The 24,234-nt window shown below is 66.1% G+C and carries 23 protein-coding genes; 8 read left to right on the top strand and 15 right to left on the bottom strand.

Going from position 1 to position 24,234, the window contains the following annotated elements; all coding sequences use genetic code 11:
• Positions 1-128: 128 nt before the first annotated feature.
• From ACNI3R_RS15195 to ACNI3R_RS15180, 4 genes are read left to right on the top strand one after another with little or no spacing between them, the layout of a single operon-like run.
• On the top strand, positions 129-1,259 hold the full coding sequence (locus tag ACNI3R_RS15195; RefSeq protein ID WP_426184818.1) for an LLM class flavin-dependent oxidoreductase: 1,131 nt from the start codon (positions 129-131) through the stop codon (positions 1,257-1,259).
• A complete protein-coding gene (locus tag ACNI3R_RS15190) occupies positions 1,256-2,020 on the top strand; it encodes an SDR family NAD(P)-dependent oxidoreductase (RefSeq protein WP_426184816.1) in 765 nt (254 codons plus the stop codon). Before ACNI3R_RS15195 ends, ACNI3R_RS15190 begins: the two co-directional genes overlap by 4 nt.
• 30 nt (positions 2,021-2,050) lie before the next feature.
• Positions 2,051-2,290: a DUF4160 domain-containing protein gene (locus tag ACNI3R_RS15185; protein ID WP_426184814.1), complete on the top strand. Its 240-nt coding sequence runs from the start codon at positions 2,051-2,053 to the stop codon at positions 2,288-2,290.
• Complete coding sequence (locus ACNI3R_RS15180; RefSeq protein ID WP_426184812.1) at positions 2,283-2,735, top strand: DUF2442 domain-containing protein; 453 nt, start codon at positions 2,283-2,285, stop codon at positions 2,733-2,735. The genes ACNI3R_RS15185 and ACNI3R_RS15180 overlap by 8 nt, the downstream gene beginning before the upstream one ends.
• 70 nt (positions 2,736-2,805) lie before the next feature.
• Here the strand turns inward: ACNI3R_RS15180 and ACNI3R_RS15175 are convergent, their stop codons facing one another.
• From ACNI3R_RS15175 to ACNI3R_RS15110, 14 genes are all read right to left on the bottom strand, one after another.
• Positions 2,806-3,807: a Rieske 2Fe-2S domain-containing protein gene (locus ACNI3R_RS15175; protein ID WP_426184810.1), complete on the bottom strand. Its 1,002-nt coding sequence runs from the start codon at positions 3,805-3,807 to the stop codon at positions 2,806-2,808.
• Between the two features lie 21 nt (positions 3,808-3,828).
• Positions 3,829-4,611 carry an SDR family oxidoreductase gene (locus tag ACNI3R_RS15170; RefSeq protein WP_426184808.1) on the bottom strand — a complete coding sequence of 261 codons (783 nt, stop codon included), beginning with the start codon at positions 4,609-4,611 and terminating at the stop codon, positions 3,829-3,831.
• A gap of 19 nt (positions 4,612-4,630) precedes the next feature.
• Complete coding sequence (locus ACNI3R_RS15165) at positions 4,631-5,401, bottom strand: SDR family NAD(P)-dependent oxidoreductase (protein WP_426184806.1); 771 nt, start codon at positions 5,399-5,401, stop codon at positions 4,631-4,633.
• On the bottom strand, positions 5,398-5,565 hold the full coding sequence (locus ACNI3R_RS15160; protein WP_426184804.1) for a hypothetical protein: 168 nt from the start codon (positions 5,563-5,565) through the stop codon (positions 5,398-5,400). The genes ACNI3R_RS15165 and ACNI3R_RS15160 overlap by 4 nt, the downstream gene beginning before the upstream one ends.
• A gap of 10 nt (positions 5,566-5,575) precedes the next feature.
• Positions 5,576-6,979: a phenylacetate--CoA ligase family protein gene (locus ACNI3R_RS15155; RefSeq protein ID WP_426184802.1), complete on the bottom strand. Its 1,404-nt coding sequence runs from the start codon at positions 6,977-6,979 to the stop codon at positions 5,576-5,578.
• A 3-nt stretch (positions 6,980-6,982) separates the two neighbouring features.
• Positions 6,983-7,402, bottom strand: coding sequence for a Zn-ribbon domain-containing OB-fold protein (locus tag ACNI3R_RS15150; protein WP_426184800.1), 420 nt, complete (start codon positions 7,400-7,402; stop codon positions 6,983-6,985).
• 1 nt (position 7,403) lies between these two features.
• Positions 7,404-8,561 carry a thiolase C-terminal domain-containing protein gene (locus ACNI3R_RS15145; RefSeq protein WP_426184798.1) on the bottom strand — a complete coding sequence of 386 codons (1,158 nt, stop codon included), beginning with the start codon at positions 8,559-8,561 and terminating at the stop codon, positions 7,404-7,406.
• Positions 8,562-8,563: 2 nt separating this feature from the next.
• Positions 8,564-9,361: an enoyl-CoA hydratase/isomerase family protein gene (locus tag ACNI3R_RS15140; RefSeq protein ID WP_426184796.1), complete on the bottom strand. Its 798-nt coding sequence runs from the start codon at positions 9,359-9,361 to the stop codon at positions 8,564-8,566.
• The gene (locus ACNI3R_RS15135; protein WP_426184794.1) at positions 9,358-10,983 is read right to left on the bottom strand and encodes a class I adenylate-forming enzyme family protein; all 1,626 of its coding nucleotides are present in this window, start codon (positions 10,981-10,983) and stop codon (positions 9,358-9,360) included. Before ACNI3R_RS15135 ends, ACNI3R_RS15140 begins: the two co-directional genes overlap by 4 nt.
• A gap of 206 nt (positions 10,984-11,189) precedes the next feature.
• On the bottom strand, positions 11,190-12,332 hold the full coding sequence (locus ACNI3R_RS15130) for an amidohydrolase family protein (protein WP_426184792.1): 1,143 nt from the start codon (positions 12,330-12,332) through the stop codon (positions 11,190-11,192).
• A 94-nt stretch (positions 12,333-12,426) separates the two neighbouring features.
• The gene (locus ACNI3R_RS15125; protein WP_426184790.1) at positions 12,427-13,653 is read right to left on the bottom strand and encodes an MFS transporter; all 1,227 of its coding nucleotides are present in this window, start codon (positions 13,651-13,653) and stop codon (positions 12,427-12,429) included.
• A gap of 137 nt (positions 13,654-13,790) precedes the next feature.
• Complete coding sequence (locus tag ACNI3R_RS15120) at positions 13,791-14,588, bottom strand: SDR family NAD(P)-dependent oxidoreductase (RefSeq protein WP_426184788.1); 798 nt, start codon at positions 14,586-14,588, stop codon at positions 13,791-13,793.
• Between the two features lie 25 nt (positions 14,589-14,613).
• Positions 14,614-16,917: a TonB-dependent receptor gene (locus ACNI3R_RS15115; protein WP_426184786.1), complete on the bottom strand. Its 2,304-nt coding sequence runs from the start codon at positions 16,915-16,917 to the stop codon at positions 14,614-14,616.
• A 113-nt stretch (positions 16,918-17,030) separates the two neighbouring features.
• Positions 17,031-17,930, bottom strand: coding sequence for an alpha/beta hydrolase (locus tag ACNI3R_RS15110; RefSeq protein WP_426184784.1), 900 nt, complete (start codon positions 17,928-17,930; stop codon positions 17,031-17,033).
• A 176-nt stretch (positions 17,931-18,106) separates the two neighbouring features.
• Between ACNI3R_RS15110 and ACNI3R_RS15105 the strand changes: the two genes are divergently transcribed.
• Genes ACNI3R_RS15105 through ACNI3R_RS15090 form a run of 4 tightly spaced genes read left to right on the top strand, consistent with a single transcriptional unit; the run spans position 18,107 to position 23,081 of the window.
• Positions 18,107-19,861, top strand: a complete 1,755-nt coding sequence (locus ACNI3R_RS15105) for an acyl-CoA dehydrogenase (protein WP_426184782.1) — start codon at positions 18,107-18,109, stop codon at positions 19,859-19,861.
• A gap of 24 nt (positions 19,862-19,885) precedes the next feature.
• The gene (locus ACNI3R_RS15100) at positions 19,886-20,812 is read left to right on the top strand and encodes an SDR family NAD(P)-dependent oxidoreductase (RefSeq protein WP_426184780.1); all 927 of its coding nucleotides are present in this window, start codon (positions 19,886-19,888) and stop codon (positions 20,810-20,812) included.
• Complete coding sequence (locus tag ACNI3R_RS15095) at positions 20,805-21,848, top strand: phosphotransferase (protein WP_426184778.1); 1,044 nt, start codon at positions 20,805-20,807, stop codon at positions 21,846-21,848. Before ACNI3R_RS15100 ends, ACNI3R_RS15095 begins: the two co-directional genes overlap by 8 nt.
• Positions 21,849-21,851: 3 nt before the next feature.
• Positions 21,852-23,081, top strand: coding sequence for an acyl-CoA dehydrogenase family protein (locus tag ACNI3R_RS15090; protein ID WP_426184776.1), 1,230 nt, complete (start codon positions 21,852-21,854; stop codon positions 23,079-23,081).
• 12 nt (positions 23,082-23,093) lie between these two features.
• On the opposite strand, the gene ACNI3R_RS15085 is transcribed toward ACNI3R_RS15090, so the two are convergent.
• Positions 23,094-24,080, bottom strand: coding sequence for an NADPH:quinone oxidoreductase family protein (locus ACNI3R_RS15085; protein ID WP_426184774.1), 987 nt, complete (start codon positions 24,078-24,080; stop codon positions 23,094-23,096).
• Between the last annotated feature and the right edge of the window lie 154 nt (positions 24,081-24,234).

Here is a 24,234-nt window from a genome sequence, read left to right as displayed (position 1 = left end):
TCGGCAGTCGTGAGGCCGGGAACGATGCCGGGCCGCTATGGGTACCGCCACCAATCGGCATTTGAATCGAACGCTCCTCCGACCGAGTTTCGGAACCAGTCGAGACCATATGAAGCCGAGAGAGAGCGATGCGTTTTTCCCTGATATTCGAGGCCCAGATTGCCGATGCGTCGCCGCGTGGCGAACGGCAGGTGTTCGACGAACTGGTCGAACAGGCGGTCCTGGCCGAACAGCTCGGCTTCGACGTGGTCTGGAGCGTGGAGCACACCTCGCTCACCCATTATGCCCATATGAGCGCGCCGGAGACCTTCCTGGCCTATATCGCGGGGCGCACGTCGCGCATCGGCATCGGCCATGGCGTGGTCTGCCTGATGCCCGCCATGAACCACCCCATCAAGGTCGCCGAGCGTGTCGCGACGCTCGACCTGCTGTCCAAGGGTCGGGTCCATTTCGGCGTCGGCAAGGGCGGCAGCCAGCAGGAAGCGGGCGCCTATGGCTATGACCTGCGCGAGCTGCAGCCGCTGATCGACGAGGCGATGTACCTGATCCCGAAGATGTTCGTGCAGGACGAGATCGAACATAACGGCCCGCACATCAATATTCCGGCACGCCCGATCCATCCCAAGCCCTATCAGGATCCGCATCCGCCGATGTATCTGGCCTGCACCAACCCCGACACGCTGGTGCGCGCCGGGCAGCGGGGCCTGGGCGCGCTGGTGCTCGGCTTCGGCGGACCCGAGGAGGTCGCCAAGAAGAACAAGCTCTATCGCGATGCGTGGGAGAGCCGCGACGTAGCCGACCAGGTCGGTTATCGCCCGATCCAGCACCTCGCAGCGCTGTGCCCGACGATCGTGCTCGACGACGCCGCACAGGCGCGCAAGATCGGCATTCGCGGCCAGCGCTATTTCTACGAGTCGCTCAACTACTGGTATGGCGGCGGCCCCCGACCCGAGCCCGAGACCTGGGGCGAGGAACTGGTCGAAGAAGGTACCGACACCATCATCACCACCAAGCTGGCGTCCGAGACCATCTCGATGGACCTGCGGCCCGACGAGAATGGACGCCGCCCCAGTTCGGGCATCCTCAGCGCGCGCAACGCCTATGGCTCGGTCGAGGATTGCATCGACTATGTCGAACAACTCGCCGCCGCCGGCGCCGACGAGATATTGTTCATGACCAATATGGGCACGGTGCCCCAATGGGCGCAGCTCGAAACGCTGCGCAAGATCGGTACGCATGTGATACCGCATTTCCGGTGAGACCAGCGATCGACCTTGCCGGGCGGACTGCGGTCGTGACCGGGGTCGCGTCCGGCATCGGTCGCGCCCTCGCACTCAAGGCGGCCGGCCTGGGCATGGCAGTCGCGGGCTGCGACCGTGACGCCGCCGGTCTGGATGCTCTGCGCGCTGCCCTCGACGCAACGGGAACGCCACACGCCCTGCGCATCGCCGACGTGACCGATGCGCAGGACATGGCCGGGCTGGCGGAGGCGGTTTCCACCATGCCTCCGGTTGCACTGCTCTTCGCCAATGCCGGCCTGTTGCGCAAAGGCGCGGTCCTCGACCTGCCGCTGGACGACTGGCGGACGCTGCTGGAGGTCAACATCTTCGGGGTGGTCAACACGCTTCAAGCCCTGGTGCCGGCGATGATCGCCTCGCGCGTGCCCGCGCAGGTCGTCGTGACCGGATCGACCGCATCGATGGTCACCGCACCGGGCCTTGCGGCCTATAGCGCGACCAAGCATGCCCTCTGGCCTGTGGTCGAGGCGCTCCGCGACGAACTCGACGGCACCTCCGTCGGCGCCACGCTGCTGATGCCCGGCGCCGTCGCCACTGCGATATTCGCCTCTACCGACCCGGCTCGCACCCGGCCGGCGGACTCGATGGAACCGGAAGATCTCGCCGAGATCGCCTTCGCCGGCGCCCTGGCCGAGGCACCGAAGATCCTAACCCACCCCGCCTATGCCGACCGTGCCCGCGCGCGTTTCGAGACAGTACTGGACGAGATCTCTCGACATTGAAAAACCCATCGCGATGGGTTATTTTCAACCATGGTCACTGTCTATCGTGCTCATGGCCTGCGTTTCATCATCTTCGTCGATGATCACGTACCGGCCCATGTCCATGTATTCGGCGACGGACATGCCAAGATCAACCTCCTCGGGGCTGATGGCACGCCCGAGATCGTGACCATCGAAGCTATGAAGCGGGGCGACGTTCGCCGGGCGCTGCAGATCGTGGTCGAGCAACAGACCTATCTGCTGTCATGTTGGAGAGACATCCATGGTTGATACCGGCAGGATCGATCCTGACATGGCCCAGCCCGACAGCTTCGGGCCGAGCGACCTCGACCTTGCGGCAGCGGAAGAACGCGGGCGCATTGCTGCGCAGATTGAACCCCGCGCCGCCCGCGTACGCTATGATCGCCGGCGGGGACGAATGCTGGTCGAGCTCACCAATGGCTGTTCCTTCACCTTCCCCCCGCGCCTTGCCCAAGGCCTGGAAGATGCGAGCGACGAGGCGCTCTCCCAGGTCGAAATTCTTGGCAACGGCTATGGCCTGCACTGGGAAAGCCTGGATGTCGACCTGTCGATCCCCGGCCTGCTAGCCGGGCTCTTCGGTACCAAATCCTATATGGCGCGCCGAGCCGGGCAGGCGACGTCGGCTGCGAAAGCCGCAGCGGCCCGCCAAAATGGCTCCAAAGGGGGCCGCCCCCGGAAAACCGCCGGAACATGAAGGTCGACACCGCCAGGATTGTCGCTGGCGGTGCCCCGATGCTGGCTCGTTCCGAGAAAGGCGGCGGGCCTCACACCGCCGGGTGGAACTGCTTGTACCAGTCGCGATATTTCAGGATCGGGCCGTCGGCAGAGGACAGCATCGGCTGCTCGACATAGGCCTTGTAGGGCCAGATCTTGCCGTCGCTATATTGTTCTTTCAGCCCATGTTCGGCGGCCAGCCTGGTGAAGTTTTCGATCTGCTCGGAGGCGAGCGGACAGTCATCGTCCTTCAGGAAGAACTGGTGAACGTAATAATGGCTGAGATTCTCGTCCACTGGGGTGACCGAGACATAATAGACGGTGACGATACCCGGCGCGTGAGGCGTGCGGCTTTCGACCCGCGAAAGGCCGCCGCCGATGACTTCGGACTCGACCGTCGAACCGATCGACTTGTCGGCGGGCCCTTCATAGCCGGCGGGCAGGATGCGAACGGGGCTGTAAAAGCGAAAGCCCTCGGTCTTGATCTCACCGTCGGAGATCGCCTTGCCGGTGCCATGAACCCCCGGAAAATGCGCGAAGTCGACGCCATTTTCGAACACGTCCTGCGGATGGGCCGATCCGAAATCGTCATGGAGGCGGTGGAAGCCGGCGCCGGGAATCTTCCGGCTCTCGTCATATAGGGGCAGCTCGTACATCGGCGGCCGCCCGTCGAGGTCGTGCCAGATGAAGATCATGCCGCCGCGTTCGGCGGTCGGCCATTTGCGCACCTGCGCACGCGGCGGGACCGCCTTGGCGTGGGGCACATGGACGCACTTGCCGCTCGTGTCGTAGCGCCACTGGTGGAAGGGACAGACGATCGTCTCGCCTTCGACCCAGCTGTCATAGCCGAGATGCGCGCCGAGATGCGGGCAATGCGCATCGGTGACGACGGTCTCGCCGCTTTCGGTGCGGAACAGGACGAGGTCCTTGCCGAAATAGCGGAGCGGGCGGACATCCTTGGGCGACAGATCGTCGGTGAAGCCGACCGCGAACCATCCGGTCGGATAGGGATGAAATGGGTAGCGGGTACCGAAGCGACTGGGTGCATTCATGACAACATCCCTCCTTTTTTATCAGATGATCGACGCGCCGCCGTCGACCACGACCGTTTGTCCCGTGATATGTGCGCCTGCATTGGAGGCGAGCAGCAGGGTGGCGCCCTTGAGGTCGTCGTCGCAGCCGAGCTGGCCGCGCGGCGTGTCGCCCCGCAATTCCTCGCCATGCTTGTCCAGGACATACCCCGTCAGCTTCGACGGGAAGTAACCGGGCGCGATCGCGTTGACGCAGATGCCCTGCGCGCCCCATTCGGCGGCGAGCGCCCGGGTAAAATTGATCAGGCCGCCCTTGCTCGCATTATAGGCGATCGTGCCGATCATGCGCGGGTGGTGCCCCAGCAGCCCCTCGACCGATGCGATGTTGATGATCCGCCCCCAGCCGTTCGGCAGCATGAAGGCGCGGCCGACCGCCTGGGCGAGCAGGAAAGGCCCGGTCAGGTTGACCGCGAGCAGCTTGTTCCACCCGTCGAGCGGCATCTCCTCGGTCTTCGAGCCCCAGGACGTGCCCGCATTGTTGACGAGGATGTCAACGCTCAGCCCGGCGGCCTTGATCGCCTCGACCACGCGAGCCGGCTCTTCGGGCTTGCCCATGTCGGCTGCGATCGCGATTGCCTCGATCCCGAGGCCCGCCAGATGCGCCACGGCGGCGTCGAGTTCGTCCTGCTTGCGCGCGGTGAGGATGATCTTCGCGCCGAATTCGCCGAGTGCCTCCGCCATGGTCAGGCCCAGCCCGCGCGAGCCTCCGGTCACGAGGGCGGTCCGTCCGGTCAGGTCGAAAAGTGTCTTCAACGGGGTCGACATCAGCAATAAGTCTCCAGGGTCATCCGGCGGTGTAGCCACCGTCCACGAACAGGGTCTGGCCGGTCACGAAGCCGGACGCGGGCGAGGCAAGGAAAAGCAGCGCGCCCATCAGGTCCTCGACCTCGCCGAGCCGACCGAGCGGGGTGCGATCGACCACGCGCGCGTAAAGCTGCGGCTGGGTGCGGACGAGCTCGCGGTTCAGGTCGGTCACGATCACCGTCGCGCCGAGCGTGTTCACAGTGACGCCCGCCCCGCCGAACTCGAAGGCGCAGGCCGCGCCGAGATTGGCGAGCCCGGCCTTCGACGCACAATAGGCGCCCCGGTTCGCCATGCCGCGACCCGACAGGATCGAGCCCATGTTGATGATCCGCCCATAACCACGCTCGATCATCTTCGGAGCCACCGCGCGGATCGCGTGGAAAGCACCCATCACATTGACCTCCACGACGCGCGCGAAATCCTCGGGCGCGACGTCGAGCAGAGATTGCGGGTTGGTGATGCCCGCATTGTTGAACAGGATGTCGATGCGGCCCATGTCGCTGGCGATCTGCGCCGCAGCCTCGACCATCGCTGCGGGATCGGAGACGTCGGCCTCGACGATCATGGCCCGGCGCCCGGTCGCCTCTACCGCTGCAGCGGCCGCTTCGAGCTTGACGCGATTGCGGGCAACGAGCGCGATGTCCGCGCCCGCCTCGGCCATCGCCAGAGCGCCCGCTGCACCAAGGCCGCCGCCGCCGCCGGTGACGACCGCAACCTGGCCGGTCAGGGCGAAGCGCTCGATTCCTTTCACGCCGCCCGATCCATATCGCCGCCGCGAAGTTCGATCAGCGCAGCGATACGCGCTCGCAGATAGGCATATTGGCCGGCCATAAGGGCGTCATCGGTCGCCGTAAGCTGGTCGGCCAGCGCCAGCATCTCGGCCAGCAGCGCGTCCTCGTCCATCGCAGGCGCCATCTTGTCTCTCCTACAGCCGGTAACCGTCCTGCCGCTCGTCGCTCCAGCGCCGCGCCTTGTAGGCGAAGCCCTGAAACTCAGCGCGCGGGACCTCGCACACGTCCATCCAGACGTTGCTGCGTTCCTTGATCGCGGCGCGGACCGACTGGACCAGTCGACCGCGTTCGTCGGCCGACAGGCCGGCATGATGTTCGGCCACAGCGATCTTCACCTCGATCTCGGTCTTGCCGTCGCGCGTGTAGACCCGGCCCTTATATTCGCCGACCTGGGGGTGCGCGAAGACGGCGGCATCGATCATCGACGGCCAGACATTGTTGCCGCGGATCTTCATCATGTCGTCGAAGCGGCCGATCGTGCCGCACTCGATCGCGTTCCAGGCGCCGCCACCGGCTTCCTGCCACGGCACGAAGCGCGCTGCGTCGCCGGTACGGAACCGAACCGTGGGGCTGCCCTGAACCGACAGGTTCGTGACCACCATCTCGCCCTGCTCGCCCGGCGCCACGGGCTCGCCGGTCGTCGGGTCGACGATCTCGATCAGATGCTCCCACTCGAACAGCCGGATCAGCCCGCGTGCGCCCTTTTCGTCGACCACGCCCGCCGAACAGGTGGAACCGCCGAACCCGTTGAGCTGGGTGCTGCCATAGCCTTCCTGCAGCCGGCAGCCCCAATAGTCCTCGATCTTGGCGGCCCATTCGGTGGGGTAGCCCTCGGCTGCGATGAACAGGCCGTGCATGTCGGGAAAGGCTTCGCGCGGCACGATGCCGCGTGCGACCAGCGCCTCGGTCAACGTGTGGAGATAGTTGGTCGACGCATAGATGAAGTGGACCCCGCCCAGCTTCAGCATCAGGTCGATCTTGGCATCGGTCGACAGATTGCCGCCGACATGAAAGCCCGTCGCGCCGACGATGCGCAAGGCCTCGCCCGGCCCCCAACCGCCGGTCGTCATGCCGCCGGCAGGCACGCAATTCAGCGCGGTGTCGCCCTTGCGCAGGCCCGCCATGAACCAGGGCAGCGCATGAAGATAGCCGAGCATATGGATGTCGCGCTGGGTGCGGCCATAGATTTCCTGACCCTGCCCCGACGTTCCGCTGGTCATGCTGATGTGGACGACCTCGTCGCGGTCCACGCCCAGGCGCGTTCCGAACGGCGGCGCCGACTGCTGGTCCTTGAGGAAGTCGGCCTTGGCGGAGGTCGGGAAGGCCTTGCGGAAATGGTCGAGGCTGGAAATCCGGCCGTCGACGATCCCGCCTTCCGCCATCTTAGCGCGGTAGAAATCGCTCTTCGCGTGGAGCCTTTCACAGAGCGCCCGAACCTTGCGCAGCTGAAAGGCTTCCAACTCTTCGCGTGACATGCCCACGAAGCGCTTCAGCAGCGGGGACGCGGCGAAGGGATCGGCGATGGCAGGCGACGCCATGGCTCAGCCTCCGACGGGACGGAAGGCCGGGAGTGTGATCTCCGCCGTCGCCCGATTGAAGACGATCTCCACCGGGAGATCGGCGCACATCTCCTCCGGTGCGATGCCGAAGATGTTGCCAGTCATCCGGCAACCTTCGTCGAGCGTCACCAGGGCGACGATATAGGGGACCTCATCGGCATAGATGTCGCGCGGGACCGGGTGGCGCACGACGATCCAGCTGAACACCTTCCCCTTGCCGCTCACCTCGACCCATTCGGGCCGCTCGAGCGAGCCGGGGCAGAAGGTGACGGGCGGGAACAGATGCTCGCCGGTCGAGGCGCAGCGTTGCAGCATCAGGCGCCCCTCGCGCATGCCGTCCCAGAAGGGCGTGCTTTCGGGATCGGGAACCGGCAGGGGCTTGGCATAGGCGGTGTCGGACATGTCAGTTCCTCAGGATCATGGCGCTGCCGCAGGTCATCGCGCCCGCGGTGGTGAGGGCGATCTCCGCCCCCTCGATCTGGCGTTCGCCGGCGGTGCCGCGCAGTTGCTCGACCGCCTCGATCACATGGTTGAAGCCGTGGATATAGGCTTCGGACAGGAGGCCTCCATGAGTGTTCACGGGGAGTTCGCCATCGCGCGCGATGCGCCCACCCATGACGAAGGGACCGCCCTCGCCTTCCTTGCAGAAGCCGAGCCCTTCGAGCGCCATCAACACGCTGTAGGTGAAGCAGTCGTAGATCTCGGCGACGTCGACGTCCTTCGGGCCGATGCCCGCGCTGGCCCACAGATCGTCGGCCAGATATTTGAAGCAATTGTGCGAGTGGCTCGGCCAGCGGATCGCATCGAACAGGTCGTCGCCCTGGCTAGGCCCGCCGCCATAGGCGCCGCCCATGATATAGACCGGCTTCTGCGGCAGATCGCGGGCATGCTCCGCCGAGGTGATCACGACCGCGCAGGCGCCGTCGCTTTCGAGGCAGATATCGTACATGCGGAACGGATCGACGATCATCCGCGAGTTGAAATAATCGTCCTTGGTCATCGGCGTGCGCTGCATCGCGCGCTCATTGAGCAGCGCGTTGGCGCGAAAGGTGGTCGCGATCTCGGCCCAATGCTCTTCGGTCGTGCCGTAATCGATCATGTGGCGACGCGCCCACATCGCCATCGCCTGCGGATAGGTGATCCAGCCGAGCGGCGCGGTATATTGGGTCACGCCATAGGCCGACATGTCGCGCCCGCCGCCCAGGCGGAAGCCCGAACGGCCGTTCATCGCGCGGAAGCACACGACATTCTTCGCGAGCCCAGCCTCGATCGCGGCGGTTGCCGCGAGGGTGATGAGGTTCGCGCCATTGCCGCCAGCGGCATAGTCGACCGCATAGCCGGCATTGACGATGCCCATCTCGGTTGCGACGCCAATCGCCGGGGCGCTGTCATTGAAGTTGAAGCTGACGATCCCGTCGATGTCGCCGACGGTCAGCCCCGCATCCTCGATCGCCTTCAGGCAGGCCTCGGTGGCGAGGCTGCGCACGGTGCGGCCGGAGAATTTGCTGTATTCGGTGTTGCCGATACCGGCGATCGCATATTTGTCGCGCAGCTTGTACATGGTCAGCTTTCCTTGGGCGCGCCGAACCGCGGCGCGCGCTTTTCCTTGAAGGCGATGAGGCCTTCGGTGGCGTCGGGCTCGGTCGTCGCATAGCGATGGACGAAGGCGATCTCCTCGCGCAGCCCCTCCTCATAGGGCGTGTCGAGCGTCATGTTCGCGAGCCGCTTGGCGCCGGCCAGGCCGACCGGGCTCTTCTTTTCCATGCCCGCAATCCACTGCCTTGCCTCGGCGATAAGATCGGCGTCGGCCACGACCTTGGTGACGAGCCCCCAGGCCATTGAGGTCGGAGCGTCGAGCAATTCGCCCGTCAGCATCAGATGCTTGGCGCGGAGCAGGCCGATCGCGCGCGGCAGCCGTTGCGAGCCGCCCGCACCCGGCAGCTGACCGAAGTTGAGATGGCCGTCACCGATCCGCGCGCTCTCGCCCGCGATCGCCATGTCGCAGGCAAGCAGCAACTCGATCCCGCCGGCGACGCAGACGCCGTTGACCGCCGCGATCCAGATCGCGCGCGCTTTTTCGATGCCGACGAGCATGTCGTAGAAATCGTCGAGAAAGGCCTGGAATTCGGCGGGCTCGCGATAAAGGCGGATATAGCCATCAAGGTCGCCCCCGGCCGAGAAGCTGCGACCGGCACCCGTCAACAGAACGAAGTCGATGCCCTCGCGGGTCTCGATCTCGGCGACGGCGCGTTTCAGCTCCTTCACCGTCGACCAGTCGAGCGGATTGAGCTTCTCCGCCCGCGACAGCGTCAGCAGCGCGGTGCGGCCTTCATAGGCGAGCGTCAGATTATCGTAGCTCATGCCGGCACCGCCCAGCGCTTCTTCGCATCATCGGTCAGCGCGCCCTTGGCGACCTTGCCGCCCGAGGAGCGGGGCAGCTCGTCCATCAGGACGAGATATTCGGGAAACCACTCGCGCGACACGCCGCGCTCGGCGAGATGCGCGGTCAACTGATCGAGCGTCAGTTCCTGACCTGCCCTCGGGACCACATAGACGCAGACGCGCTCGCCGAAGACGGGATCGGGGGCGGGCACTGCGGCAACGAGCGCCACGGCGGGATGGGTCGCGACCTCCGCCTCGATTGCGGGCGCCGACAGATTCTTGCCGCCCCGGATGATGAACTCGGACGTACGGCCGATGACCCGGAGATAGCCGTCCGCATCGACGTCGACGATGTCACCCATCAGCATCCACCCATCAGCGGTGAACAGCTTGGCATTGGCCTCGTCATCGTCCCAATAGCCGAGGCAGGTGGCAGGCCCCCGGCAGGCGGGCTGGCCGCTGCCTTCGACCTCTGCGCCCGTGGCCGGGTCGAACAGGCGCACCTCCATCTCGTCGATGATGCGGCCTGCCGTCTTCAGGCGATGCTCGCGACTGTCGCTTGCGGTCGTGCGGCTGAGAGCGCCGGTCTCGTTCGAGCCGTAGAATTGCAGGACGGCCGCGCCGGTCACCTCCTCGAACTCGGCGGCTCGCTTATAGGGCACCGCCTCGCCCCCGGTGAACATCGAGCGCAGCGACGACAGATCGCGTGGGCGCTCGGCCTGTTCGTTGAGCAGCATGATGAACTGGGTCGACACGCAGCACAGCACCGTGACGCGCTCGCGCTCGATCAGGTCGAGTGCCAGCCCAGCATCGAAGCGGGGCAGCACCACCGTCGGCACGCCCAGCGCCGTCGGAGAAAAATGCGCGGTCCACAGGCCGAAACCGAAGGGCGCCGGCACCGCACCCATGAAGACCTCGTCCTCGCCGAAGCGCCCGGCCTCGGCGGCCAGCTTGTGGAAATAGAACCAGCGATTCTGCGTGTGCATCACGCATTTGGGCATCCCGGTGGTGCCCGAGGTCGAGTTGATCAGGAACAGCGCATCGGGATCGCCTTCAGGGAATGCCGCGCTGTCAACCGGAGCCACCCCGCTCCATTCGGGATGGGCGATCAGCTCTGGCACCACCAGCCATTGCGACAGAGGCGCTCCCTGCCCGCGCACCGCCGCGACCAGATCGGCGATCGACTGATCGCGCATCCGATCATGCGCGATCAGCAGACCGGCACCGGTACGCTTGAGCAGATGCGCGATTTCCGCAACGCCTGCGCGGGCACCGATCCCGACCGCGACCATGCCGGCGCGCTCGACGCCGAGCAAAGCAGCGTGGACCGCCGGGCCATCGGGCAGAATGACGGCGATGCGGGAACCAGGCAGCAGGCCGCGCGCCAGGATCTCGGCCGCGATGCGGTTGCCCGCCTGATGATAGTGGAACCAGCTGAAGCGGCCCTCGGGCGTGACATAGGCGTCGGCGTCGGGCTTCGCCTGCGCCAGCTCGGCGACCCGGCGCGACAGGGTCAGGTCGCCCCACCAGCCAGCGGCGCGATAGCGCGCAGCGGCCTCCGGATCGGCGCGCCCGCTGCGGGCGACCTCAAGCGGCTTCACAGCAATCCCTCCTGCCCCTCGTCGACTTTAAATTAGGTATCATTGCCATGATGCGGGCCGTCAACCGGCCAGATTCGCTCCTGTCCATCGACCCTGGGCGCGCAATCTCCGTCGCGCTGGCCGGGCGGGTTCCGGGAACGAACGATGCTTTGCGATCGGCCGGTCCGGCGGAGGGTACAACCCCCGCCAGGCCCAGCCGAACATCGTCAGGCAGCCGCCAGCTTCGGGCGGGTCTCGACCTTCTCTGCAGCCGGAAATTTGTACAGCTTCTCGGCATTGCCATGCAGGATCGCGGCCTTGGTCGGCCCCGGCACGCCGGCCATCGAGGCCTGGATCGTGCGCCAGCTATAGGGATAATCCGCGCTGATGTGCGGATAGTCGGTCGACCACAGCACCCGCTCCGGGTTCATGTAGCTGAGATTGTCGAGACCGAAGCTGTCGGTCATGTAGCCGAAGTAGAAATGCTCATCGATATATTCGGACGGCAGGCGCTTCAGGCCGAACTGGCTGACCTTCTCGAGACGCTGGTAGTTGTTGTCGATCTGCTCCTTCACATAGGGCACCCAGCCGAAGTCGACCTCGGCAAAGGCGACCTTCAGGTTCGGGAAGCGATCGAACACGCCGTTGAAGATGAACTCGATGCAGCGGTTGGGCGCGTCGAAGAAGCGGCCATAGCCCGGCAGCTTCGCCTTGTGCGGCGACGGCTTGTAGATGCCCAGCGCAACGTGAATGTTGAAGCAGACGTCACGCTCGTGGATCGCCGCCCAGAGATAGTCATGCTCGTCGGTCATGACGGTGGTGCCGGTCGGATAGGCCTGCGACATCACCGAGCGCATGCCAGGACGACCCAGCACCCGGTCCATCTCCTCGACCGCGACCTTCACGCCACCGCGGTTTGGGATATAGACCAGACCGCAGAAGCGGCTCGGGTCATAGGCCACATATTCGGAGACCCAGTCATTATAGGCGCGGACAAGGGCGAGGTGGAATTCCTCGTCCTCGACCAGCGCGATCGCGGCCTGGATCGAGGGGGTCGGGTACATCACTTCGGCGGTAACGCCGTCGCGATCCTGCTCCTTGATGCGCTCGGCCGGATCCCAGCCGCCCTTGCGCATATCCTCGAAGCGCATCCACGCCTTCACTTCCTCGGGCGGCAGGCCGGCACAGGCGTTCCAGCCGAAATTGCGCGGGCCGTCCAGCCCTTCGAAAATCCAGCCGTCACCTTCCGGAAAACTCTCCATACGAGGCGCGCGGTCTTTGAATTTCGAGGCCACGCGCTTCGTGAACAGGTCGCCCGGCTCATTGAAGTGACTGTCCGCCGAAATCAGCCTGCTGCTACCCAAAGGCATCGATTCATCTCCTGTATTAGCTATCTTATATAAGATAGAAAAAATTGATCTGAGTCAACCGCGCCCGCCCTTCGCGTATCGGCATCGCAGCGAGCTAGATTCCGCGCGCGCTCCCCCGGAAAGCGAGCGTCCAGGCGCCGATGAAGGCAGCCACCAGGATGAGCGCCGCCCCCACCGCGACGAAGGTCGCATGGATCCCCAGATTGAGACGGATCGGTGCGGTGAGGATCGGGTTGAGAAAATGGCCGAGGAACAGCGAGGACTGCACCAGCCCGATCGCCGAACTGCGTTGCGAGGGGCTGACCTTGTCGAGGAAACGGTTGAGGAAGAAGGGCATCGTCCAGCCCGCACCGATCCCCTCGATCACCACGCAGAGCAGGATCAGCTCATAGGTCGGAACCAGCCCCGCCCCGATGAAACCGCTGCCCATCAGGATCGCGGCCGCGACCAGCGTCCAGGCGCCGAGCCGCGCATAGACGAAGCCGAAACCGAAGGCGGCGACGATCGACACCGCTGAGCTGAGCGCCGGCACCCGCGACACCAGCACCGCGCTGGTGATGCCATTGTCGCGCAGCAGGAATGGCATCTGGAAGGAGGGCATGGTGTGGCCGATCGACATGACGAGCGACAGCAGCAGGAGCGGCCAGAGCTGCCAGACCGAAAAGCTCTCCCCGCCCTTCGGCGCGCGCTCGAGGTGGATCGGGCGGTCGAAAGCCACGAAGGCGAGCAGCAGCATGAAGCCGGGAAGCAGGAACATGATGCCGGGCGCGCGCCAGCCATAATGCTGTGCCAGCCAGCCGCCGAGCAGCATGGTCGACACCGTACCGATCGAGGAGATTGCCTGGCGATAGCCGATCAGCTTCGACCGCAGCGCACCGCCGAACTGGGCGGCAAGAATGCTCGTCATCGCGACATCGGCGACGACCGCGCTGAAGCCCAGGACGAAGCGGCTGGCGAGCAGCAGATAATAATCCTGCACCACCAGCTGCATCAGGCCGGCGACGGTGCAGATGCCGAGCGAAAGGAACATCGTGTTGCGCAGATTGCGGTTCGATACGACGAGGCCTGCGAGCAGGCCGGAGAGGGCCATGCCGACCGGGGCCAGCGTCACGACGAACTGCGCGCTCAGCACATCGTCGCCCTGCCCGCCGAATTCCTTGGCGATCAGCTGGAGCGCGGGGACGACGGTGGTGAAGGCCAGGGCGGACTTGATGCCCCCCGTCAGCAGGATGAAGATGACGAGCGCACGTCGCCACGCCGGCAATTCGGTCGCGGGCGCCGTCGCCGGCGTATCACTCACTATGCCCCCGACCGCGGCCATGGCATCCCTCCTCATCCTCTATTTTCAGACGATAGCATCGCCGCATCCGGCGAGGCTTCGCTTTGGAGCATTCCTCCATTGCCGAGCCTGCATCATTGGCGAGCGGGCCGGCAAGCGGTTCGGCTTTGCCGGAAGCGTCAGCCCAGCGTCAGACCGCCATCGACGGTCCACACGGCGCCGGTCACGAACGATGCGGCGGGGCTGGCGAGGAAATGGACGACGCGCGCGATCTCGTCGACTTCGCCCGGCCGCATCAGCCCCTTGGTGAGCGGCCGGACATTCAGCGCGCCCGGCGGCATCAGCGCGATCTGCGCCTTGGCGGCCGGGGTCAGCACCGGGCCGGCCGCGATGGCGTTGACCCGGATTCCGACCGGCGCCAGCTCGATCGCCATGACGCGCGTCAGCGCCTCCAGCCCCGCCTTGGACGACGCATAGGCCGCCTTGCCGGCGGTCGAGTGGATCGCCTGCACCGACCCGATGCTGACGATCGCCCCGCCCCTGCCCGACGCCTGCATCCGCCGTGCCGCGAGCTGCGACAGCCGCGCGACGCCCTTCAGATTGACGTCGAGCAGCATGTCCCAATGGGCCTCTTCGAGATCGAGGATTCCGCCCGAGGGGAAGAGGCCCGCCGCATTGATCAATATGTCGATCGGCACTTCGCCGAGAGCGGTCGCGATGGCTGCCTCGACCCCCTGCCAGTCTGTGACGTCGGCAACGACACATCGGGCACCGTCGATCGCCGAAGCGGCAGTCGCGAGGGCATCGGCATTGCGGTCGAGCAAGACGACGCTCGCTCCCGCCTCCGCGAGGTGCATGGCGACGCCATGGCCGATGCCGGATGCGCCGCCCGTCACCAGTGCCGTCTTTCCGTCGAGGCGGCTTGCCTCCGCCAGCGACGCCGGAACGGCGCCCGATGAAGCCGTCAACTCATCCATCGCGCCCCGCTCCTCGCCATTGGGATCAGAATTCTATGCCGAGCGCCGCACCGAAATAGCGCGGGCGGCTATAGGTGCCGGCCATGATCGCGCCGAAATCCGACGCGAAGGTGATGAACCGGTTGTTCGACAGATTCTCGCCGAAAACCTGCGCCCGCATCTTCCGGCCGGCGGCCAGGAACTCCCAGATGATCCGGGCGCTGTAATTGGATTCCTTGCCGTACAGCGGAACCTGCGCGGTGTTCGGCGCCTGCGCGATCAGTGTGTAGGTCGGCGAATTGCTCTTCCCGTCATAGTCGCCCCGGATCGTAAAGGTGCCCGCATCGCCTGCGTCGACCTTGTACTGGCCGCCGACATGGTAGGTCCAGTGCGGGACATTGGCGAACTCGGCCTGCGACGCGACGTTGGTCGGCACGCCTGCGACGGCGAGGATGTAGCGCTTATATTTCGGCCGGACATGGCCGAGATTGGCGTCGAAGCGGAAATCGCCCAGCGCCACCACCGTTTCGACCTCGAAACCGCGATATTGCGCCTTGCCGGCATTGGTCAGCTGGTTGGTGTTGGTCTGGATGTTGTAGCCGTTGACCTGCAGGTCGTCATAATCGGTCTGAAAGGCCGACAGGTTGAGGCGCAGGCGGCGGTCGAACAGGTCGCTCTTGAGGCCTGCTTCATAGCTGATCGCCGTTTCGGGATCGAAGGGCAGCGCGCCGACTGTCGGGGCATTATAGCCGCCAGAGCGATAGGCGGACGAAGCGCGCCCATAGACCATGATCTGGGGCGTCAGCTGATAGCTGGCCGAGCCCAGCCAGCCGACATTGTCCCATTTGTCCTTGCGCGACTGAGACAGGGTCGTCGTCGTGGTCGTCGTCTGCACTGAACCCGAGTTGAGCGTCTTCTTGTCCTCGGTGTAGCGGATGCCGCCGACGATCTCGAGCCGGCCATCGGCGAAGGAGGGCTTCCAGCCGACCTGCGCGAAGCCCGCATAGGATTTGGAGTCGATCGAATAGCTGGTCGAGCGGTTGAGGCGAACCGCCACCGTCGGCGAGATTGGCGAGTTCAGGATCGTGGTGATCGTCTCGTCGACCTTCTCGTCATAATAATAGAAGCCGACCAGATAGTTGAACTCGCCGAGCGTACCGAGGAACTGCAGTTCCTGGGTGAACTGCTTCTGGTCGCCCGGATTGTTGGGGGTGACGTGTGCGGTCACGGGCTCCGGATTCTGGCCGGGCACCACCGGATTGGCGACGATACCGCGCGTCGAACCGCCGCCGATATTGCCGCGCAGATTCTGGTCGATGCGCTGATAGCCGGTGATCGACTTGATCGAGAGCGCGTCGCTCACGTCATAGTCGAGGGTGAAGGCGCCGCCATAGGTCTCGACCGCCGACTTGCCGTCGGTGCGCGGGTCGCGGACCGAGAAATCGCGCGGACCGACGCCGATCGGATAGGCCGGGCCGAAATTCTGCCCCGCATTGCCGAAATAGGCGCGGCCCACCGTCGATGCCGCCAGCGCCTCCCAGCCGGTGTAGGAGACGATCCTGTTGTAACGGCCGCGCAGATCGAGCGTCAGCGCGCCCATCTCGCCCCGGATCGCGCCACCGAAGCCATAGCTGTCGAGCGCCCCGCCCCACTTCGCCTTGGAATAGCCGGGCGCCTCGACCCAGCCGTCGCGGCTGTGCGTCTGGGCGGACAGCTTCACCGCGAAGGGCGAACTGCCGATGCGGCCCAGCTGGGCGATCGCCGAGGCGACGATCTCGTTGCGCGAACCATAGGAGAAGTCCGCCTTGAGCCCAGCTTCCTCGGTCGGGTTGCGGGTGTTGAGGACGATCGCGCCGCCGGTCGTGTTACGGCCGAACAAGGTGCCCTGCGGCCCGCGCAGCACCTCGACGCTCGCAACGTCGGGCAGATCGAAGGTGTTGCCGCTCGGGCGCGGGGTATAGACGCCGTCGACATAGACGCCCACCGCCGGCTCGACATAGAGCGCGGTCGACAGCGTGCCGATGCCGCGAATGTAGATCGCCGGCGCATTGCCGCTGCCGCTCGCCTGGGTAACGCGCAGGCTGGGCGCCAGCTGCGTCAGCCCCTCGATCCGGACGATGTTGAGCGTCTGCAGCTGCTGCGAGGAGATCGCGCTGACCGACAGCGGCGTCTTCTGCGCACTTTCGGAGACACGCCGAGCGGTAACGATGATGTCCTCGATCTGACCCGCCGTCAGCGGCTCGGCCACGTCGCCTGCGCTCTGTGCATAAGCCGGAACCGCCGCCACCAGCAGCGCCCCGACGGCCACACCCGCGCGAAAGAGATCGCGAGCCGCGATTTGCCTCAACATTCTGCATCCCCTCGGATTTATGATTTATGCGGGTTCTACGGCCACTTGCGATCAGAACAATTCTGAAACGGGCACGGCTGCCATGCAATATGGGCAAGTTTGGGCGGCAAAGCTCATTCTCCGGCTGCCGCCTCAAGCCCCCGCGCAATCAAATCCCCCACCCGGTCGATCTCCGCATTGGCCGCAGGCAGCAGATCTATCAGCGTCGCGAAGCCATGCGCCATGCCGTCATGGGTGCGCAGGCGGACACGGACGCCGGCCTGGCCGAGCGCCTCGGCATAGGCCCGACCTTCGTCGTGGAGCGGATCGCATTGGCCGAGGACGATGATCGCCTCGGGCAGTCCGGCGAAGGCCCCGGCCGTCAGGGGTGAGGCTTCGGGCTCTGCCCGGCGCCCAGCGGGCACATGATGGTCCCAGAACCAGGCCATGTCGGCCCGCGAGATGAAGTGGCCGCCTGCGCCGTAGAGCCCGTAAGATGGCCGGTCGAAATCGGGCGACAGGACCGGGTAGAGCAGCAGCTGCATCGCGATCGCCGGCCCGCCCCGCTCGCGGGCGCGCAGCGTCAGCGCCGCCGCGATATTGCCGCCCGCGCTGTCGCCCGCGACGACGATCGGCCGGCCCGTTTCGGCCAGAGCGGACAGAACCGTCCAGCCATCGTCGAGCGGCGCGGGATAAGGATGTTCGGGGGCCAGGCGGTAGTCGACGCTGACCACCTCCAGCCCGCTCGCCGCCGTGAGCTGCCGGCAGACCGGATCGAAGCCGTCGAGCGTGCCGAACACCCAGCCGCCGCCATGGAAATAGAGGATCATGCCGGGGCCGCGCGACGTCAGCGGCACATAGCGACGGGAAGCAACGCCCCCCAGCTCGACATTCTCGATCCGCGCGACCTTCGCGCCGCGATCCTTGGGCAGCGCCGCCTGCGACTGTGCGAAGGTCCGGCGTGCATCCTCGACGCTGCCTTCGGCGAAGCCCGGCAGGTTCAATGCCGCGCGGCGGTCGAGCATGGCCCGCATGTGCGGATGCAGCTCGGCTGGTGTGTCCCTCTCCATCGCGCAACAGGGCCTCGCCGGGCCGATCCGAGCAATTGCCGATTGGCGATGCCATTGATCGGGCTTTGATATTCGACGCTATGAAGGCACAGACCTATTCGCAACTGCAAAAGAATCCTGAGCGATTCCATGGGAGGGTGATGAGCGACCTATTGATCCAGCGCGAGGAAATGGACTTTCTTCTGTGGGAATGGCTCGGCCTCGGCGCCGTGCTGGCCCGCAGCGGCGCGGACGCGCTCGACCGGGAATCAGCCGATGCCATATTGGACTTGTCGGCCAAGCTCGCCGAAGACGCCTTCCTCAGCCATTACAAGCGGATCGACAGCGAGGAGCCGAGCCTCGGCCCTGATGGCGTGAAGGCGCACCCGGCGATCCGCGACGCGCTGCGGCAATATGCCGAACTGGGCCTCTTCTCCGCCAGCTTTCCGACCGAGCTGGGCGGGATGGCGCTGCCCAGCCTGCTCGCCAACGCCTCCTTCGCACAGTTCCTCGCGGCGAGCGTCTCGACCGCCGCCTATCCGATGCTGACCACGGCCAATGCCCGGCTGATCGCGGCCTTCGGATCGCCGTTGCAGATCGAGCAATTCGCCCTGCCGCAGATCGCCGGGCGCTGGTTCGGGACGATGTGCCTGTCCGAGCCGCAGGCCGGATCCAACCTGGCCGATGTCACGACGCGTGCCGTAGCCGATGGCGAGGACGGCTTCGGCCGCCGCTTCCGCCTGTCGGGACGGAAGATGTGGATTTCGGGCGGCGACCATGATCTGGCGGAGAATATCGTCCATCTGGTGCTGGCGAAGGTGCCCGACGAGGACGGCCGGCTGATCCCCGGCACGCGCGGCATATCGCTGTTCATTGTGCCCAAGATCCTGCCCTTGGGCGCCCGCAACGACATCGCCGTCGCCGGCCTCAACCACAAGATGGGCTATCGCGGCACCACCAACTGCCTGCTCAATTTCGGCGAGAATGAGGGCGCGATCGGCTGGATGGTCGGCGAGCCGGGCCAGGGCCTCCCGCAGATGTTCAAGATGATGAACGAGGCGCGCATCGGCGTCGGCCTGGGTGCTGCGGCACTCGGCTATCGCGGCTATCGCCATGCGCTGCGCTATGCGCAGGAGCGGGTGCAGGGACGTTCTCCCAGCGCCGGCAAGGGACATGAATCGCGCCCGATCGTCGAGCATCCCGACGTCCGCGACATGCTGCTCGCGGCCAAATGCTTCGGCGAGGGCGCGGTCGCCCTCACCCTCTATTGCTCTCGGCTCGTCGACGATGCCGAGCATGATCCGGCGGCCGACACGCTGCTCGGCCTGCTCACCCCGATCGCCAAGACCTGGGCCTCCGAATATGGGCTAATCGCCGACGACATCGCGATCCAGGTCCATGGCGGCTATGGCTATACGCGCGACTTCGACGTCGAGCAGCTGTGGCGCGACAACCGCCTGAACCCGATCCACGAGGGCACGACCGGCATCCAGGCGCTCGACCTGGTCAACCGCAAACTGCTGCGCGACCGCACCGCCTTCGGCCTGCTGCGCGAGCGGGTGACCGACTGCTGCGCCCGCGCCGCCTCCACGTCGCTGGCAGCGGAAAGCGAGATTCTGGCCGACGTTTTCGAACGGCTGGCGGAGACCCTCGACCTGATCGAGCCATGGGACGCGAGCCGCATCGCGGCGCATGCGACGCCGCTGCTGCGCGCCTTCGGCCATGCCGTCTCGGGCTGGCTGTGGCTCGACCGCGCACTGCTGTGCGAGGGCGACACCGGAACGCCATTCCGCGCGGGCAAGCTGTGGGCGTGCCGCTATTATTTCGAACGAGAGATACCGCGCATCGACGCCTGGCTTCGGCCGGTCGAGGCCGGCAGCGATCTGGTCGCCGTCGTGCCCGTCGAATGCCTTTGAGACAATAAGAAGAAGGGGGAGAGGATGAGCATCGATCTGAGCGGCCGCGTGGCCATTGTTACGGGGGCCGGCGGTGGCCTTGGCCGCGCCCATGCGCTGCTGCTGGCGAAGCGCGGCGCGCGCGTCGTCGTCAATGATCTCGGCGGTTCGCGCGACGGATCGGGCGGCGGCAACGCGATGGCCGAGGCCGTGGTCGAGGAGATCCGCGCCGCCGGCGGCGAGGCCTTCGCCAATGGCGCGAGCGTTACCGATGTCGATCAGGTCCAGGCGATGGTCGCCGAAACCGTGGAGCGCTGGGGCCGGGTCGATATTCTCGTCAACAATGCGGGCATCCTGCGCGACCGCACCTTTGCCAAGCTCGACCTCGCCGATTTCCGCGCCGTCGTCGAAGTCCACCTGATGGGATCGATCAACTGCACCAAGGCGGTGTGGGACCAGATGCGCAGCCAGGGCTATGGCCGCATCATGATGACGACCTCGTCGTCGGGTCTGTGGGGCAATTTCGGCCAGTCGCATTATGGCGCGGCCAAGCTGGGCCTCGTCGGCGCGATGAAGACGCTGTCGGAGGAAGGCGCGAAATACGACATCCGGGTCAACTGCCTCGCGCCCTCTGCCGCGACGCGGATGACCGCCGATATCATGGATGAGGCCGAACTGGCAGCGCTCGCCCCCGAGGCCGTCTCTCCCGCAATGCTCGTGCTGGTGTCGGAGCAGGCGCCCAACGGGATGATCCTGTGCGCAGGCGCCGGCAGCTTCGAATGCGCGCATATCACGATGACGCAAGGCGAATATATCGGGACCGGCGACGATGCGGCGGAACGCCTGCTGGCGAGCCTCGACCGGATCGCCGACCGGACCGACGAAATGGTGCCGCACACCGGTCTCGAACAGCCCCGCTTCGAACTCGCCCGCGCACTCGCCCAGACCGAACCGGCGCTGGCCAATGGCTGATCGCGGTCTCGGCGCGGTCCGCGAGGCGCATCGGTTCGACGAGGCGGCGCTGGCCGGATGGCTGGAAGACAATGTCCCCGGCTATGCGGGACCGCTGACGGTCAGCCAGTTTTCCGGCGGGCAGTCCAACCCGACCTACAAGCTGCACACACCGACGCGCGACTATGTGCTGCGCCGCAAGCCGCCCGGCACGCTGCTGAAGGGGGCCCATGCGGTCGAGCGCGAGCATCGCGTCATCAGCGCGCTGCATGCCGCCGGCTTCCCGACGCCGCAGACCCATGGCCTGTGCGAAGACCAGGCGGTGATCGGCACCGCCTTCTACGTGATGGACTTGGTCGAGGGCCGCAACTTCTGGGACACCGCCTTCCCCGGCGTATCCCGCGAGGAGCGCTCGGCGCTGTTCGATGCGATGAACGCGACGATCGCCGGCCTGCACAGCATCGACCCCGCAGCGGTCGGGCTAGACGACTATGGCCGGCCCGGCAATTATTTCGAGCGGCAGATCGGCCGCTGGTCGAAGCAATATCTCGACGACGCCGATGCCGGCCGCGTTCCGGCGATGGACCGGCTGATCGACTGGCTGCCGGCGAACATCCCGCCGGGCGACGAAGCGAGCATCGTCCATGGCGATTTCCGCTGCGACAATATGCTGTTCCACCTGACCGAACCGCGCGTCGTCGCGGTGCTCGACTGGGAATTGTCGACGCTCGGCCATCCGCTCGCCGACTTCGCCTATCATCTGATGGTCTATCGGATGCCCCCCGGCTTTTCGACCGGTCTGGCGGGCCTCAACCTGCCCGCGCTCAACATTCCGTCCGAGGCCGATTATGTCGCCGCCTATTGCCGCCGCACCGGGCGCGAGGGGATCGACCGGCTCGACTTCTATCTGGCGTTCAGCCTGTTCCGGCTCGCCGCCATCATCCACGGCATCAAGGGCCGGCTGATCCGGGGCACCGCGTCGTCCCCACAGGCAGCCGAGGCCGCCGCGCAACTCGACGACATCGCGGCGCTCGCGCTCGCCCAGACAGGACGCTGAGACATGGATTTCACCTTTTCCGAACGGCAGGTCGAGTGGCGCGACCGGGTGCGCACCTTCATGGCCGAGCATGTTCTGCCCGCCCAGCAACGCTATCACGCCGAGATCGCCGAGGGCCCGACGCGGTGGAAGCCCGTGCCCGTCATCGAGGAGCTCAAGCAGAAGGCGCGCGCGGCGGGCCTCTGGAACCTGTTCCTGCCGCCAGCGGACCATGACGAGGGCGACTATCGCGGCGCCGGGCTCTCCAATCTCGAATATGCACCCTGCGCCGAGGAGATGGGCCGCGTCACCTGGGCATCCGAAGTGTTCAACTGCTCGGCACCCGACACCGGCAATATGGAAGTGCTGCACCGCTACGGGACGCCCGAGCAGAAGCAGCGCTGGCTGCGGCCCTTGCTCGACGGCGAGATCCGCTCCGCCTTCGCGATGACCGAGCCCGCCGTCGCCAGTTCGGATGCGACCAACATCGCGACCCGGATCGAACGCGATGGCGATGAGTATGTGATCAACGGCCGCAAATGGTGGATCTCCGGCGCTGGCGATCCGCGCTGCAAGCTGCTGATCGTCCTGGGCGTCAGCGATCCCGATGCCGAGCGCCACCAGCGCCACAGCCAGATCTTCGTGCCGGTCGACGCGCCGGGCGTGACGATCGGCCGCGCGCTGCCGGTCTTCGGCTATGACGACGCGCCCCACGGCCATTGCGAAGTGATCTTCGTCAATGTGCGCGTGCCCGCCGCGAATATCGTGCTGGGCGAGGGACGCGGCTTCGAGGTCGCGCAGGGCCGCCTCGGGCCGGGCCGCATCCACCATTGCATGCGCTCGATCGGCCTTGCCGAAATGGCGCTCGACGCGATGGTCGCGCGGCTGATGAGCCGCGAGGCGTTCGGCAAGCGCATCGCCGACCAGTCGGTCTGGGAACAGCGCGTCGCCGAGGCGCGCACCGCGATCGAGATGACGCGTCTGCTCTGCCTGAAGGCCGCCGACATGATGGACAAGGTCGGCAACAAGGTCGCGCAGCTCGAGATCGCGATGATCAAGGTCGCCGGACCGCGCCTCGCGCTGCAGGTGATCGACGATGCGATCCAGGCGCATGGCGGCGCAGGGGTGTGCGACGACTTTCCGCTCGCCGCCGCCTATGCGCTGGCGCGGACGCTGCGCCTTGCCGACGGTCCGGACGAGGTCCACAACCGGGCGATCGCCCGCCTCGAATATCGGCGGGCCAGCGCACGCTGACCCGTCGCGGGGTCAGCCGGCAACGTCCATCGTCACGACGACCTTGCCGAGGGCTTTGCGGTCCATCACCCAGCGGATCGCCGCCGCGCCGTCCTCAAAGGCGAAGCGGCGGCTGATCTCGGGACGGATCGCACCGGCGCGATACCAGGCGAACAGCTGCTCCATGTTCGCGGCTTGGGTTTCCGGATCGGCCTTCATGAAGGCGCCCCAGAACACGCCGACGATCGCCGCCGACTTGACCAGCGGCAGGTTGAGCGGGATCGCCGGGATGGTACCCGCGGCAAAGCCGACGACCAGATAGCGGCCATTGGGTGCGATCGAGCGGAAGGCCTGCTCGGCCAGATCGCCGCCGACCGGATCATAGACCACGTCGGGCCCCTTGCCGCCGGTTGCGGCGCGCAGCTGCTCGCGGAAGTCGGGCCGGCTATAGTCGATCAGCGCGTCGGCGCCGTGCGACCGGGCAAGTTCCAGCTTCTCCGGGCTCGATGCGGCAGCGACGACCCGTGCCCCCATCGCCTTGGCGATCTCGATCGCGGCGATGCCGACGCCGCCGGCAGCGCCCAGCACCAGCACCGTCTCCCCCGGCTGCAAGGCGGCACGCTGGACGAAGGCGTGGATGCCGGTTGCATAGACCATGGTGAAGCCCGAGGCTTCGTCGAAGGGCATCTCGTCGGGAATGCGCACCGCCGCATCGGCATCGACCACGACCTTCTCGGCGAAGGAGCCCCAGAGGGTCATGGCGCAGACGCGGTCGCCGGGCGCGAAGCCCGTCACGCCCTCGCCCACCGCCTCGACCACCCCGGCCGCCTCGCCGCCCGGAGCAAAGGGAAGCTCGGGCTTGATCTGGTACATGTTGCGGATGATCAGGCTGTCGGGGAAATTGACCCCGGCCGCGCGTACGCCGATCAGGATCTGGCCGGCACCGGGCACCGGATCAGCGGTCTCACGCAGCACCAGATCCTCGGGCGGGCCATGACGTTCGCAGAGAAGAGCGCGCAAATATCTGTCCTTTCGGCTGTTCGCTCCCTTCCCCTAACGCCTTGCCATTCGCGTGGGAACGCTCGCCACGGATGGCGGTTGGTCAATCACCATCATGAACGCTCCGGCAAGGGACATGCGCGGGAAACGTACCATGTCCAGCGCCCAATCCCGA

The sequence above is a fragment of the Rhizorhabdus antheiae genome (assembly GCF_049889055.1).
In the GTDB taxonomy this organism is placed as follows: Bacteria; Pseudomonadota; Alphaproteobacteria; order Sphingomonadales; family Sphingomonadaceae; genus Rhizorhabdus.
The sequence above is the reverse complement of the archived record's forward strand: the minus strand, read 5'-3'. Positions and strand labels throughout refer to the sequence as shown.